Raw genomic sequence first — 14,286 nt, 5'->3', positions numbered from 1 at the left:
TAAATTATGAAATCTAAAAAGCTCTTAATTATTACACAGAACTTTTATCCTGAACTAGGTTCAGCAGCAAATAGAATGAAAATGTTATTTAAACATTTTACAGAAGAAAATGTAAAGACACATGTCTTAACAACATACCCATCCTATCCCAATCATGAACTCTTTAAAGATAAAAGCTATTTTAATGATGAATTGATTAATCAATATGAAAAAGATAGAATATTTCGCATGAAAATGACGTTTGCAAAGCAAAACAAAAATTTAATTGCAAGGTTATTTTATTATATAGAGCAGTTTTTGAAGGTGAAGTATTTTATATATAGACATCAAAATGACTACGATTATATCTATGTGACAAGTCCAAATATATTTATCGCATGGGCAACTTTACTGTTAAAGAAGGCTAAAAGACCGTTATATATTTTAGAAATTAGAGATTTATGGCCTGATAGTGTGAATGGCATTAAAGGGATTAAGTTGAAATATACGTGGCCTCTCCTAAAATTACTAGAGAAAATTATGTATCAACGTGCAGATAAAATAGTGATTAATAATAAAGGGTTTTATCAACATATTACAAAAATGATTTCTAAAGATATTCCTATCAAGTTTATACCTAATTCGGTGAGTAAAGAAGAGCGTATTGAAGAGGAAAAATTTCCAGAATTTAGCGTAGTTTATACCGGAAATATTGGATATGCGCAAGATGTCAATCATTTAATCGAATTATTTCAATTACTCAATGACCATAAAATTAAAGTTACAGCCATCGTATATGGGGTGAAGGCACCTAAATTTAGACAAGCTGTAGAAAATTTAGAAAATGTCATCCTTAAACCTGCAATGAGCCGGGAAAAATGTCTTAAAGAAATATCAAAGCATCACATTGCGCTTTCAATATTGAATGAAGATGAAACCTTTTTAAATGTTTTACCAGGTAAAATTGTCGATGCATTAGGTGTCGATACCTTACCTGTAACAAATATTGGTGGAAAAATGGCAGAGGACATTAGAAATTATCAAATTGGTTTTGCTCAAATGAAAGCTACCCCCTCAGAATTGTTAGAGCAGATTTTATTGTATCGAAATGACACTTCATACTATCAATCACAATTATTAAATATTAGGCATTATAGAGATAAATTTTTGAATTGGGAAACAAACATTAAAGAATTGATTAACTTCTTGAAGGAGTGAACCAAATGACTGACAGTAAATATAATGTTGTTTGCGAAAATGTCACCAAGATATACGATTTGAACCGTAGTAGAAAAGAGAAATTGCTTTCACTATTTACTTTTGGTAAAACGTATCAGTTTAAACCCTATTATGCATTGAAAGATGTGAGTTTTAAGGTGGAAAAAGGCACCTCAGTAGGTATTATCGGATTGAATGGATCAGGTAAATCCACACTTTCCAATATTTTAGGGCAAGTGGTATCACCCACCTATGGCGAAGTTAGGACAACAGGTAAGCCGTCATTAATTGCTATTGGTGCTGGCTTAAATCCCTCTTTTACAGGAGAGGAAAATATACGTTATAAATGTTTAATGCATGGAATGACCACTAAAGAAATTAATGACAAGTTTGATGATATTGTAAAGTTTAGTGAACTTGATGAATTTATTTATCAACCGCTTAAATCTTACTCAAGTGGTATGAAGTCTAGATTGGGTTTTTCCATTGCTATTCATACGGATCCCGATATATTAATCGTTGATGAGGCGCTTTCAGTCGGGGATGAAACGTTTTCTAATAAATGTATTGATAAAATGAAAGAGTTCCAAGCGAATGGTAAAACTATATTTTTCGTTTCTCATTCCGCAAGTCAAATCAGAAAAATGTGTGACAAAGCGCTTTGGATTCATTATGGTCAAATGGTCGCGTATGATGATGTCAATGCTGTTATTAAACGCTATAATGCATTAATTCAAAAAATAAAAAAAATGCCTAAAGCAGAACAAATTGAATATAAAAAAAAGAAAATACAACAGCAACAAGCAAATTCAAACATGAATACACCACATCAATCGTTTCAAGAAGTTTCTTGGAAAACCTATGGATTTGTAAGTATAGTATTTGTTGGATGGCTAATCTCTCTTGGTTTTCAATTAATGTAGTATAAAAGGGGAATGAGTTATGTTTGAATTAAATTTTGATGAATTAACCAAAGATGATTTAATAAAAGTTAACAATCAAAAAATTAAGCTAGTGGTAGATAATTTGGATTTCTATATATTATTACATCTTAAAGAGAATAATGAAAATTTACTTGTGCATTCTAATGGAGCGATTGATTTAAATAAATCTACACCTCCAGTGTTTTTAAGAAATAGTTGGCGTGAAGAATTTGATGCGAATTGTTTGTTTATAGATGATCGAACTATTCACAACAGTAACGTTTCATTAGGTTGGGGATTAGGCACAAAGGATCGATATTATGTTGAAGATTACGCACGAATTAGCCAAAAAATAGCGGAGCTTCTTGAAATTAAAGACTCAAATGTGACTTATTATGGAAGTTCTGGGGGAGGCTTTATTTCATTAATGCTAGCCACTTTACATAGAAATTCATGTGCTATTGTTAATAATCCGCAAGCTTATGTGCATAGATATTCAAGAAATGCAGTATTAAAAGCTTATCATTTAGTATTTGGAGAAGAGGTGAGCTTTGACGAAGTGAATAAACGATACGCTGATAGGCTTTCATCTACCGCATTAATGAAAAAATGTAAGCATGTGCCTCTGTTATTTTTTATACAAAATCGTTTGAGTAAATCGGATATGGAGAATCACGTTAATCCCTTTATGCAAATGCTAGATAAATATAATCTTGATAGTTCTAAAATTAATTTTCTATTTTACAATGACAAAAAGTCTGGACATAGTCCTCTTCCTAAAGATAAGACGGTAGAAATTGTAAATTTGATAATAAACAAAGAACTGAACATATACTAAAGTAAGGAGGATATTTGATGAAAAAAGTAGGCATGTTTGTATGGAATCATTTCACCAATGACGCTCGGGTTAATCGAGAATGCACGGCTTTATCCGAAGCAGGCTATGATGTGGACTTAATTGCAATTAATGATCCTAAAAATCCTGCAATAAAAGCTTTTGAAAAAATAAATGCACGTTTTCGTGTGCATCGTGTAAAACGGTACCCTTGGCTACTACAAACGTATGCGGATTACGGAAAGCCCTTTATTATCATGGTAGGGGGTGTTGCGATGGTGGTCGCAGCAGGCTTGTTTTTTGTGAACTTTATGATTTTATCGAGCTATCTCCTCATGTTATTAGGAGGCGCAGTGGCTATTAAACAACGAAAAGTGCGAAAAATCGTCATCAATAGCGCCATTATTGCACGAATGATTATTAGAGGGTATTTGTGCAAATCAGATATTTACCACTCAAATGATTTAAATACGTTACCTCAAGGCATTATATGTGCGAAATTCCGCTTGAAACCGAAACCGTTGATATATGACAGTCATGAGGTTCAAACGGATCGTACGGGCTATGATACGAAAAAAATTAAAAAGATTGAAAAGTTTCTACTACGTTTCGTTGATGAAATGATGGTAGAAAATCATACACGTGCTAAGCATAATGAAAAGTTATATGGCTTTTATCCTCAAACTTTATACAATTATTCAGAGTTGTATGATATTAATGAACGACCTAAAGTCAATCTTCATCAAAAATTAGGCATCTCAGAAGATGAAAAAATCTTACTTTATCAAGGCGGATTACAACAAGGTCGAGGTTTAGAAAAACTCATTGAGGCGATGCCTTATATTAAAGAAGGGGTACTCGTGTTTATCGGTGCGGGTAAACTTATAAATGCATTAAAAGCACAAGCAGCGAAATCCCCTGAAAAGCATCGTATTTTCTTTTTAGAAAAAGTACCATTTCAAGAGTTACCTAGTATTACCAGAGAGGCTTTTTTAGGCTTCCAAGTATTACAAAACGTGTGTTTTAATCATTATTCTGCAAGTTCTAACAAATTGTTTGAATATATGATGGCACATGTTCCAGTAGTCAGTTGTGATTTTCCAGAAATTGCCAAAGTGGTTAATGAACAAGAAGTCGGGATCGCTATTGATGCACATGATTCTCATAATATCGCACAAGCGGTCAATGAATTTCTAACGAATGATGCCTTATATGCACATGCGAAAGCGAACACTGAAAAAGCCAAAATGATTTATAATTGGCAAAATGAAAAATCCAAATTATTAGCCCTTTATGAACGGATAGAATCAAAAGCGTCGTATGTGGGTAAAGTCAAACAAAAATTAAAAGCGCAACGTTCTTAGATATATATATAAACTGTAGGGAGGGAACACTCTCTTACTTTTTAGGTTGGAAATAGCGCTTCTTAAAAACTTTAAAATAAAGCGGACGAATGTAATGAGTTCATCATTTCACTCGTCCGCTTTTCTATATAGTGGGATAAACTATCGGCGTTTTCAAAAGGTATAAAGAGTAGGGGTTAATACCTGTAGATAGTATTGTGTTTACGATCTAGTTAATGAACTTTTACAGAAGGGGGAAGCTCAAAAGTAGAAATACATAGCCACAAAAAAAGACTTACACGTGATGTGTAAGCCTTTTTTATATCAAGTTTGCTTTATAAGTGAGCGCTGTGGCCACCTTGCATTACCCAGAATGTACCAATCACAATGGCAAGTGTAATGATGATAGCGAAGATAACTTTTGCAAGTTGAACACGACCATCTTTACCTTCAGTTAAGTGCATGAACATTAAGAGTTGTAAAAATGCTTGAATAAAAGCGAAACCAAAAATAATTGTTACTTTAGCTTGAAATGACAATGATGTGTATAGAGTAACGAAAACTGCAAGTAACGTAAGAATGATTGAGGCGATAAAGCCTATTGTATGTTTGACTACTGTATTCATCCGCTAAACACCATCCCTATCATATATACGGCAGTGAAGATGAAAATCCAAACAACATCTAAGAAGTGCCAGTATAAACTTACAATGAAAATTTTAGGTGCATTGAATTTATTAAGTCCGCGCATTGCAACTTGGATTAATAAACATATAATCCAGAAGATACCTAATGTTACGTGGGCACCGTGAGTTCCTAATAGTAAGAAGAAACTTGACCAATAAGAACCTGCTTGTGGTACCGCGCCTTCGTGTGCATAATGAGTGAATTCGAAGATCTCAAATGCAACGAAGCCAACACCAAGAAGTACAGTAATAATCATCCAGACCATAAACAATGTTTTCTTTTCTTTACGCATGAAGTAAATGGCAATACCACATGTGTAAGAACTTGCTAAAAGCAAGAATGTCATGATTAAAACAAGAGGTAATTCAAATAGCTCTGTTGTCATCATGCCACCGTAACCCCCACCATGTTGGAGGGTTAACAGTGTTGCGAAAAGCGTACCAAAAAGTGCAAATTCAGCTGTAAGGAAGATCCAGAAACCGAGTTTGTTTAAATTACCTTCATGCGTACGTGCATCAATTGTATCAACCTTATGACTCATGATTCATAGCCTCCCTTTCTTTTTGACGTGCTTTTCTTAAGCGCGCTTCATTTTCAGCAACTTCACTTGCAGGGATGTGGTAACCGTGATCTTGTTGGAAACTTCTCCAAATCATTAATCCGAAAATACCAAGTAAACTTAGGATTGCCGGTAAAATTGTTTCGAATACAAGGAAGAATCCACCGATAAAGAAGAGGATACCCATCCAGAAACCAATATGTGTATTATTTGGCATGTGAATATCTTTATAGTCGTGATTGTCTAAGTAATGACGACCTTGAGCTTTCATCTCAACGAATGAATCTAAGTCATCCCAGTGAGGTGTAATCGCAAAGTTGTAATGTGGTGGGATTGCTGAAGCAGTTGACCATTCTAAGCCTCGGCCTAAACCACCCCAGTTATCGCCAGTCGCTTCACGAGGTGCTTTTAAGTGACTGTATACGATGTTACCAACAAAGATTAAGAATGCGATAGACATCATTGCCGCACCAATTGAAGAAATGACGTTTAATAAGAACCAACCGTCTTCTGGCATGTAAGTGTATAAACGACGTGGCATACCGTCTAAACCTAATACGAATTGAGGTAAGAATGTCACGTTGAAACCAATCATGAAAATCCAGAAGAACCATTTGTTTGGTTTTTCGAATAATTTGTATCCCATTGCTTTTGGATACCAGAAAATCATAGCTGCGAAACATGCAAATACAACACCAGCAACAATAGTATAGTGGAAGTGGGCCACTAAGAAATAAGTGTTGTGATATTGGAAGTCGGCAGATGCCATGGCAAGCATAACACCTGTTACCCCACCAATTGTAAAGTTAGGAATAAATGCTAATGAGAATAGCATTGGTGATTCAAAAGTAATACGGCCTTTGTGAAGTGTAAATAACCAGTTAAAGATTTTTACACCCGTAGGCACAGCGATTAACATTGTTGTAATTGAGAAGAATGAGTTGACTAAAGCACCACTACCCATTGTGTAGAAATGGTGAACCCAAACGATGAAACTCAAAAATGCGATACCAGCTGTTGCCCACACCATACTTTGGTGACCGAACAAACGTTTACGAGCAAACGTTGGAATGATTTCAGAGTAGATACCAAATGCTGGCAATACGAGAATGTATACCTCAGGGTGCCCCCATACCCAGAAGAAGTTTGCCCAAAGCATTGGCATACCGCCACCGGCAACAGTAAAGAATGAGAAGTCAAAAACTCTATCTACTGTCATTAATGCAAGTGCAACTGTTAATACAGGGAATGCTAAGATAATGATTAACATTGTAATGAACGTAGTAACTACGAACATTGGCATTTGCATAAATGTCATACTCGGTGTTTTAAGTTTAATAATAGTGACAAAGAAGTTAATCCCAGTTGCAAGTGTACCAATACCGGCAATTTGGATTGCGATAAGGTAATAGTTTACACCTGGTCCAGGACTGAATTCACCAGCAAGTGGTGCGTAGTTTGTCCAACCAGCGGCAGGTGATCCACCGATAATAAATGAAAGGTTGAAAAGTAACATACCTGCAACGAACAACCAGAAACTGATGTTGTTAAGTACAGGGAATGCAACGTCACGCGCACCAATTTGTAATGGGATAATAATGTTCATTAAACCAATTACAAGTGGCATCGCCATGAAGATAATCATGATAACACCGTGCGTAGTGAAAATTTCGTTATAGTGATTTGATTCTAAGAATGGATTGTTCGGTACTGTTAATTGAATACGTAAAAGAATCGCATCGATACCACCACGTACAAACATTAAAACAGCACAAATCAAGTACATTAACCCAATTTTCTTGTGGTCGACTGACATGAACCATTCCTTGTATAAATATCCCCAAAGCTTAAAGTAAGTAATAGCTGCAATGACACCAATCACTAAGAATGGTGCACCAATTTGAGCCATGGTAATCATCCAGTTACCATTTACAATAAGCTCATGCCATGGAAAGTCCATCATTAATGTCCACCTCCACTTTTATCGTTTGATTCCGATTTTGCACCTTTGTGCATAGATTCCATTTCATCCATGTTGTGTTTTTCTTCTTTAATGAACTCATTGTTGTATGGTTCGTCATTACCTAAAATGGCTACTTTCATACCATGACGTTCATAGTTTGGATTTGTGATTTGTGGCTTACGTGCTGGCTTATTCGGTTCGCTTAAAACGCCTTCTTTATCGTCGTAGAAGTTAGGATCTTTAGGTGTGTAATTAAAACGTTCATAAGCGTAGAAAATATATTCTGGATCAGCAGCTGGATCCACGAATGCCATGTGCGTTCCACTGAATGTTAATTCTTTGTTAGGTGTGATAGGTAAAAGTTGTTTGTCGAAAGTATCTTGATCGATTTTCTTTTCAGACTTAGCCTCTCTTACCCATTTGTCGTAGTCACTTTGACTAACTGCATGCACATTAAATGTGTGGCGTGAGAAACCTTCACCGTTAAAGTTAGAGTTTCTTCCACGGTATGTACCTTCTTCATCAGCTTGGTACGTCCATTGCATTGTCATGCCAGTCATGGCATATTTTTGACCCCCGAGTTGAGGTACCCAGAAACTTGTCATCGTATCCATCGCTTGAAGTTTGAAAGTGACAGGACGATTTGTTGGGATTGTCACGTGGTTGACCGTTTCAATCTTTTCATCTGGATAAGCGAAGAACCATTTGTATCCACCACTTACTGCATAAATGACCATTGGATCATCTTTGGCTTTTGGTGGTTCTTCATAATCATAAAGTGACTTAACAGTTGGAATCATTAAAGCAATTAAAATAATTACTGGGATAATGAACCAAATAGACTCAAGTAACACACTATGATGCATCTTGCCAGATTCACTCGTTTTGTTGTAACGATATTTAAAAGTGAAAATAGCAAATAAAATAAGTACGACAGCAACAATGGCAACCATGAAAATAATCGAGTAAATGATTAAAAATCTTTGGTCACTCGCCATTGGCCCTTTTGCGTTTAAAACTTCTACATCAGAACAGCCCGCAAGCAAAAATAATGTTCCGAATGCTAGAAGCAAAGACTTTAATTTTGACACTTTTTTGACCTCCTAATACTACAATTGTAGGGCTTACATTAATTTTAAAATAATATGTGATATTTACAAGAGGCTTTTTAGAAATTCGTCGAAATAAATTTGTTGCATGCCATGTGACTCTAACACTGACAAGGGATAGAGGGTTTATGAAAATAATGTGTACATTTTGTGAAATGTGTTATCTTAAGCTAATTTTGCAAAAATAGCTATCATTACACGATTTGGCACAACTTTCAGAATAATTTCTTCTTATTTAAAAAGGGGAAATACAGATAGGATTATAGGGAAAATGCTAATTTATGAGTAGGGGAGAAATGACGTACAATGTAAATAGAAAAAGAGCTTATTTTAAAGGTGAGAAAACGCCTTCAAAATAAACTCCCATTCTTATACTATATAACATTGAAAAAAACTAAAAATGCTATTTTTAAATAGTAAATGAATTTTTAATAATTATTGCTTTGTGACGCACTAATCAAGAGAAGGGGCATCCACGACTTCAATGATGCGATGTGAGGTTTCAATTGCACCATCAGAATCAGCGACTTTATATTCTAATTGATATGTACCGGCCTTAGTCGTATCAATATGGCCTTTGACTTTGATTTTATCTGTGAGGTCACCATCTTCTTTATCATAAGCTTTTACGCCATCAAGAGGATGATATTGAACCCCTACAGTGATTTTTGAGTCTGCCGTTCCTTTGATTGAAGGAATGTGATTCGAAGTTGCTTCTGCATTTAAATTAGGTGTCACCAGTGTGGCTGAAACCCCTAAAGCTGACAAAGATTGAAGTAATTTTTGATTCATTGGCTCTGTCATCCATTTGTTTCTATACAAATTTATTATACCTGTTTTACGGCTTGGATAAAATCAATCTTTAGGCTTAAAAAGGTTAAGGATTTGTAAATGTCACAATGATGACATGTCTTAAATGTATTCAAAGCTTTAAAAAGGGAATATAGTATAAGCGTGGTTATAATTATCATGAAAATTTTCTTACAGGAGTGATTGTAATGTTAACACAAGAAGAAAAAGGGATTATTTTAGAAACTGTACCCGTACTTCAAGAAAAAGGTACAGAAATCACAGCTAAGTTTTACGGCAGAATGTTCAATCAACACCCTGAATTACGTAATATGTTCAACCAAACTAACCAAAAGAAAGGTTTTCAATCCACAGCGCTTGCACAATCAGTTTTAGCAGCAGCAGTTAATATTGAAGATTTGACACCTATTTTACCGATCGTTAAAGAAATTGGTTATAAACATTGTGCTTTAGATGTACGTCCAGAACATTATCCTATCGTTGGTGAAAACTTATTAGCAGCCATTCAGGAAGTGGTTGGTTTAGATGCGGATCACCCAATTATTACCACTTGGGAAAAAGCGTATGGAGACATTGCCGATGCCTTTATTTCTATTGAAAAAGACATTTACGATCACATGGCTTGGGAAAGTTTTAAACCATTTAAAATTGAAAAAATCGAACAAATTACTCATAATATCAAAGCGTTTACCGTAACATCTGATGAATTTGACTTAAGTCAATTTACACCAGGTCAATACATTACTGTAGATATTGAAAGTGAAAAATTACCTTACCGTGCAAAACGTCATTATTCAATTGTTGACGGTGGTAAAAACTATCTTACATTTGGTGTACGTCGCGAATCAGGCGATGGCCATGAAGGTGAAGTGTCAACAGCCTTACATGATGAATTCAACGAAGGTGACACTATCAATTTATCTGCACCAGTAGGTGGTTTCCAATTACACAACACGGATAAACCTCAACTATTTTTAGGTAGTGGTGTTGGTGTGACTCCGCTTGTTTCAATGTATCGTCAAGCTGTTAAAGAAGCGCCGCAATCTCAATTTATTAATGTAGCGGCTTCTGAAGCAGATGTTGCGTTCAAAGAGGAGATTGATAAAATTAAATCTCAAGGTAACAATACAGATGTACACTACCATCTCCGCGATAAAGAAGGTTATTTAGAGGCGGAAGAGCTTAAAAAGTACCTAACTGATGAAACACAAGTTTACATTTGTGGGGGAACACCGTTTTTACAATCAATGATTAAAGAACTTAAAACGTTAAACTTTAACGAAGATAATATTTACTATGAAACATTTGTCCCACGTTTAAGCGTAGAAGTTTAACATTGACAATCTTAAAACAAAATAAAAGTGAAGGATAGTGTTTCACTTTCAGACTGTTTGCTGAGTATAAGACTTGGTAAACAGTCTTTTTTTGATTTTAAAAACAAAAAACAGAGAAGGTGAACCCTTCTCTGCAAAGATGATAAAGCGCAAGTTTTATTCTAAACCGCGACGCATTTTTTCAGCGATTAATGTATTATTTAATACCATTGTAATTGTCATAGGACCTACGCCACCTGGAACAGGTGTAATTGCTCCAGCTACTTCTGAAACTTCGTCGTATTCTACGTCCCCTTTTAATTTTCCGTTTTCATCAGGTGTATTACCGACGTCAATGACCACTGCACCTTCTTTGACATCTTCTTTTTTCACCATACCAGGGCGACCTACCGCACTGACAATAATATCTGCATTTTTAAGGTGTTCATGAACGTTTTGACTACGAGAATGAAGTACAGTGACTGTCGCATTTTGTTGGATTAATAGTTTAGAAACAGGTTGTCCTACAATGTGGCTACGGCCGATAACGACAGCATTTTTACCTTCTAGGTCAATATCCGCATGTTTTAAAAGCTCCATTACGCCTAATGGTGTACATGGAATAAGTTTCGCTTGATCTAAATATAAGCGTCCGATATTAATTGGATGGAACCCATCTACATCTTTATCTGGATCAATGGCATCTAAAACTTTTTGTTCATCTACTTGTTTAGGTAGAGGCACTTGAACTAAAATACCGCTTACGGATTCATCATTGTTTAAACGTTCTAACTCTTTTAAAACATCTTCTTCTGATGTGTCTTCTTCAAGGTGGATAACTTCTGAAATCATTCCGATTTTTTCTGCTGCTTTTTTCTTAGAACGAACATAACTTTGACTTGCGCCATCATTACCGACTAAAATTACGGATAATTTTGGTGTGTACCCTTTTTGTTTTAAAACTTCTACCTCATCTTGTAATCCTTGACGGTAGTCCTTTGCGATTTGTTTACCATCTAAAATTTTTGCACTCATAATACAAAATCCTCCCTTTGATTGATTCGAACAATATCACGTACATTCCATTTATTTATCGTGATTTTAATGTCAAAACACGAAATATTAAAAAGAAATTTACGATAAAGTTCGACTTTAGCATTGAAAAAAGCATTTTTGATTGTTATGCTATATCTGTAATATACAACTAATTGACATGGGATTTCAAATGATTGAAAGGGTGTTCAAATTGAAGATAGCGGTCATAATGGGAAGTTCATCTGACTGGGAAGTCATGAAAGAAGCTTGTGACATGTTGGCTTATTTTAAAATTCCGTACGATGCGAAGGTAGTATCAGCACATCGTACGCCTCACATGATGGTGGATTTTGCAACACAAGCTTATGAAAATGGTTATCGGGTTATCATTGCTGGTGCGGGTGGTGCAGCTCATCTCCCAGGAATGGTGGCTTCAATGACGACATTACCTGTCATTGGTGTTCCGATTGAATCGAAACAATTGAAGGGATTGGATTCTTTACTTTCTATCGTTCAAATGCCTGGAGGTATCCCTGTGGCAACAACAGCCATCGGTAAAGCAGGAGCTAAAAATGCTGGTATTTTAGCAGCACGCATAGTTGGAGCGACAGATGAGGCGATTCAAACACGACTCCATGAATATGAACAAACATTAATTGAAAAAGTTGAGGGTATGCAAAATGACTTACAATAAACTCAAATTTGGTTCAACGATAGGGATTATCGGTGGGGGTCAACTCGGAAAAATGATGGCACAATCGGCGCAAAAGATGGGCTATCGCATTATTATATTAGACCCAGATGCGGAATGTCCGGCGCAATTCGTTGCACATCAATTTATTCATGCCGATTACGATGATGAGGCAGCGTTACAGAGTCTAGGAGAACAATCTGATGTCATTACCTATGAATTTGAAAACATTAACGCAACGCAACTTCATAAATTGACAGAACGTTTTAACGTGCCACAAGGTTACGAAGCTATTCAACTATTACAAGATCGATTGACTGAAAAAGAAACGATTGAAAAAGCAGGGGCACATGTGGCGCCATTTTGCAAAGTGACGACGCCTCAAGAATTACAGCAAGCAACAGAGACATTAGGCTATCCGTTCATTATAAAAACGCGCTTCGGTGGTTATGATGGCAAAGGCCAAATTCTCGTTGACAGTGAGCAAAATTTAAATGAAGCTTTGGCACTGATTAAAGATCAAGAATGTGTGGCTGAAAAATATTTAACTCTAAAACGTGAAGTGTCTGTCACTGTGACAAAAGGTGCTCATCAACAAATCGTCTTTTTCCCGTTGCAAGAAAACGAACATCGTGAGCAAATTTTATTTAAAACCATCGTCCCCGCTCGCGACAATCACGAAAAACTTGCACGTGAAGAAGTCCTTAAAATTACGCAAGCCGTTCACTTTATTGGAACATTTACCGTTGAATTTTTTATAGATGAAAATGACGAACTGTATGTGAATGAAATTGCACCAAGACCTCACAACTCCGGTCATTATTCGATTGAGGCTTGTGATTATTCACAATTTGATACACATATTATGGCTGTCACGGGTCAAAAACTACCGGAGACTATTGAACTTCTAAAACCTGCCGTAATGATGAATTTGCTTGGTAAAGATTTAGATTTACTGGAAGTTGAGTTTGACGCACATCCAGAGTGGCATGTGCACATTTATGGCAAAACTTCACGCAAGCCTTTACGTAAAATGGGGCACTTAACACAGCTTACAGATGATATTCAAAACGTAGAAAAAACACTAATGACATATTTTGAAGGGAGAAAATCATGAGTAATGCGTTAGTTTATGAAGGAAAAGCGAAACGAGTGTTTGAAACTGAAGAACCTGGAGTTCTCCGTATTGAGTATAAAGATGAAGTTACAGCTGGAAACGGTGCTAAAAAGGACCAAATGACAGGAAAAGGACGTTTAAATAATAGAATCACTTCTGAAATTTTTGAGTTCATTGCTAAACAAGGTGTGAAAAGCCATTTTATTCAACGTATTTCAGAAACAGAGCAACTTGTAAAAGCGGTTAAAATTATCCCATTAGAAGTCGTCGTAAGAAACATAGCATCAGGCTCCATTACAAAACGATTGGGCTTTGAAAATGGTCATCCATTTGATACACCATTAGTTGAATTCTTCTATAAAAAAGACGAACTGAATGACCCATTAATTACCGAAGATCACATTAAGCTCTTGCATATTGCTAATGATGATGAAATACAAAGTCTAAAAGCGCAAGCCCTTCAAGTCAATCAAGCTTTAATACAGCTTATGAGTGCACTCAATCTAGATTTGGTAGACTTCAAAATTGAATTTGGTAAAGATTCAGAAGGAAACCTACTGCTAGCAGATGAAATTTCACCAGACACATGTCGAATTTGGGATAAAACCACAGGTGAAAACTTTGATAAAGATGTTTACCGCAATGAGACAGGCTCTTTAATCAAAACATATGAATCATTCTTAAATAAACTGGAGGCTCTTTAA

At 35.8% G+C, this 14,286-nt stretch carries 14 protein-coding genes; 8 read left to right on the top strand and 6 right to left on the bottom strand.

The window, feature by feature from the left end:
• Positions 1-6: 6 nt before the first annotated feature.
• Genes PYW36_RS08230 through PYW36_RS08215 form a run of 4 tightly spaced genes read left to right on the top strand, consistent with a single transcriptional unit; the run spans position 7 to position 4,319 of the window.
• Positions 7-1,197 (top strand): glycosyltransferase family 4 protein, encoded by a 1,191-nt coding sequence (locus tag PYW36_RS08230; RefSeq protein ID WP_037571888.1) that lies wholly within the window; start codon positions 7-9, stop codon positions 1,195-1,197.
• Between the two features lie 5 nt (positions 1,198-1,202).
• Positions 1,203-2,120, top strand: a complete 918-nt coding sequence (locus PYW36_RS08225; RefSeq protein WP_037571885.1) for an ABC transporter ATP-binding protein — start codon at positions 1,203-1,205, stop codon at positions 2,118-2,120.
• A gap of 19 nt (positions 2,121-2,139) precedes the next feature.
• The gene (locus PYW36_RS08220; RefSeq protein ID WP_037571882.1) at positions 2,140-2,958 is read left to right on the top strand and encodes a prolyl oligopeptidase family serine peptidase; all 819 of its coding nucleotides are present in this window, start codon (positions 2,140-2,142) and stop codon (positions 2,956-2,958) included.
• A 17-nt stretch (positions 2,959-2,975) separates the two neighbouring features.
• Positions 2,976-4,319 carry a glycosyltransferase gene (locus PYW36_RS08215; RefSeq protein ID WP_037571879.1) on the top strand — a complete coding sequence of 448 codons (1,344 nt, stop codon included), beginning with the start codon at positions 2,976-2,978 and terminating at the stop codon, positions 4,317-4,319.
• 314 nt (positions 4,320-4,633) lie between these two features.
• On the opposite strand, the gene qoxD is transcribed toward PYW36_RS08215, so the two are convergent.
• From qoxD to PYW36_RS08190, 5 genes are all read right to left on the bottom strand, one after another.
• Positions 4,634-4,924: a cytochrome aa3 quinol oxidase subunit IV gene (qoxD, locus tag PYW36_RS08210; protein WP_037571876.1), complete on the bottom strand. Its 291-nt coding sequence runs from the start codon at positions 4,922-4,924 to the stop codon at positions 4,634-4,636.
• Complete coding sequence (qoxC, locus tag PYW36_RS08205; RefSeq protein ID WP_037571873.1) at positions 4,921-5,526, bottom strand: cytochrome aa3 quinol oxidase subunit III; 606 nt, start codon at positions 5,524-5,526, stop codon at positions 4,921-4,923. Before qoxC ends, qoxD begins: the two co-directional genes overlap by 4 nt.
• Positions 5,516-7,504 (bottom strand): cytochrome aa3 quinol oxidase subunit I, encoded by a 1,989-nt coding sequence (qoxB, locus tag PYW36_RS08200; protein ID WP_037573014.1) that lies wholly within the window; start codon positions 7,502-7,504, stop codon positions 5,516-5,518. Before qoxB ends, qoxC begins: the two co-directional genes overlap by 11 nt.
• Positions 7,505-7,506: 2 nt before the next feature.
• The gene (gene qoxA / locus PYW36_RS08195; protein ID WP_037571870.1) at positions 7,507-8,598 is read right to left on the bottom strand and encodes a cytochrome aa3 quinol oxidase subunit II; all 1,092 of its coding nucleotides are present in this window, start codon (positions 8,596-8,598) and stop codon (positions 7,507-7,509) included.
• A 471-nt stretch (positions 8,599-9,069) separates the two neighbouring features.
• Positions 9,070-9,408 (bottom strand): immunoglobulin-like domain-containing protein, encoded by a 339-nt coding sequence (locus tag PYW36_RS08190; protein WP_037571867.1) that lies wholly within the window; start codon positions 9,406-9,408, stop codon positions 9,070-9,072.
• A gap of 206 nt (positions 9,409-9,614) precedes the next feature.
• Between PYW36_RS08190 and PYW36_RS08185 the strand changes: the two genes are divergently transcribed.
• The gene (locus PYW36_RS08185; protein ID WP_103159446.1) at positions 9,615-10,760 is read left to right on the top strand and encodes a globin domain-containing protein; all 1,146 of its coding nucleotides are present in this window, start codon (positions 9,615-9,617) and stop codon (positions 10,758-10,760) included.
• Between the two features lie 156 nt (positions 10,761-10,916).
• On the opposite strand, the gene folD is transcribed toward PYW36_RS08185, so the two are convergent.
• Complete coding sequence (folD, locus tag PYW36_RS08180) at positions 10,917-11,774, bottom strand: bifunctional methylenetetrahydrofolate dehydrogenase/methenyltetrahydrofolate cyclohydrolase FolD (RefSeq protein WP_037571861.1); 858 nt, start codon at positions 11,772-11,774, stop codon at positions 10,917-10,919.
• A 211-nt stretch (positions 11,775-11,985) separates the two neighbouring features.
• On the opposite strand from folD, the gene purE reads away from it, so the two are divergent.
• Genes purE through purC form a run of 3 tightly spaced genes read left to right on the top strand, consistent with a single transcriptional unit; the run spans position 11,986 to position 14,286 of the window.
• Positions 11,986-12,468, top strand: coding sequence for a 5-(carboxyamino)imidazole ribonucleotide mutase (gene purE, locus PYW36_RS08175; protein ID WP_037573011.1), 483 nt, complete (start codon positions 11,986-11,988; stop codon positions 12,466-12,468).
• Positions 12,455-13,582 (top strand): 5-(carboxyamino)imidazole ribonucleotide synthase, encoded by a 1,128-nt coding sequence (purK, locus tag PYW36_RS08170; protein ID WP_037571859.1) that lies wholly within the window; start codon positions 12,455-12,457, stop codon positions 13,580-13,582. The genes purE and purK overlap by 14 nt, the downstream gene beginning before the upstream one ends.
• Entirely contained in the window at positions 13,579-14,286 is a 708-nt protein-coding gene (gene purC / locus PYW36_RS08165; RefSeq protein WP_037571857.1) for a phosphoribosylaminoimidazolesuccinocarboxamide synthase, read from the top strand. Before purK ends, purC begins: the two co-directional genes overlap by 4 nt.

The organism is Staphylococcus chromogenes, assembly GCF_029024625.1.
Lineage (GTDB): Bacteria > Bacillota > Bacilli > Staphylococcales > Staphylococcaceae > Staphylococcus > Staphylococcus chromogenes.
Note: the sequence above shows the minus strand (reverse complement) of the source record. Positions and strands in the feature narration are given on the sequence as shown.

What these genes read in the sequence shown, in the direction of transcription:
- PYW36_RS08230 (WP_037571888.1), top strand. Translation starts at nt 7, where the DNA reads ATGAAATCTAAAAAGCTCTTAATTATTACACAGAACTTTTATCCTGAA.
- PYW36_RS08225 (WP_037571885.1), top strand. Translation starts at nt 1,203, where the DNA reads ATGACTGACAGTAAATATAATGTTGTTTGCGAAAATGTCACCAAGATA.
- PYW36_RS08220 (WP_037571882.1), top strand. Translation starts at nt 2,140, where the DNA reads ATGTTTGAATTAAATTTTGATGAATTAACCAAAGATGATTTAATAAAA.
- PYW36_RS08215 (WP_037571879.1), top strand. Translation starts at nt 2,976, where the DNA reads ATGAAAAAAGTAGGCATGTTTGTATGGAATCATTTCACCAATGACGCT.
- qoxD (WP_037571876.1), bottom strand. Translation starts at nt 4,924, where the DNA reads ATGAATACAGTAGTCAAACATACAATAGGCTTTATCGCCTCAATCATT.
- qoxC (WP_037571873.1), bottom strand. Translation starts at nt 5,526, where the DNA reads ATGAGTCATAAGGTTGATACAATTGATGCACGTACGCATGAAGGTAAT.
- qoxB (WP_037573014.1), bottom strand. Translation starts at nt 7,504, where the DNA reads ATGGACTTTCCATGGCATGAGCTTATTGTAAATGGTAACTGGATGATT.
- PYW36_RS08190 (WP_037571867.1), bottom strand. Translation starts at nt 9,408, where the DNA reads ATGAATCAAAAATTACTTCAATCTTTGTCAGCTTTAGGGGTTTCAGCC.
- PYW36_RS08185 (WP_103159446.1), top strand. Translation starts at nt 9,615, where the DNA reads ATGTTAACACAAGAAGAAAAAGGGATTATTTTAGAAACTGTACCCGTA.
- folD (WP_037571861.1), bottom strand. Translation starts at nt 11,774, where the DNA reads ATGAGTGCAAAAATTTTAGATGGTAAACAAATCGCAAAGGACTACCGT.
- purK (WP_037571859.1), top strand. Translation starts at nt 12,455, where the DNA reads ATGACTTACAATAAACTCAAATTTGGTTCAACGATAGGGATTATCGGT.
- purC (WP_037571857.1), top strand. Translation starts at nt 13,579, where the DNA reads ATGAGTAATGCGTTAGTTTATGAAGGAAAAGCGAAACGAGTGTTTGAA.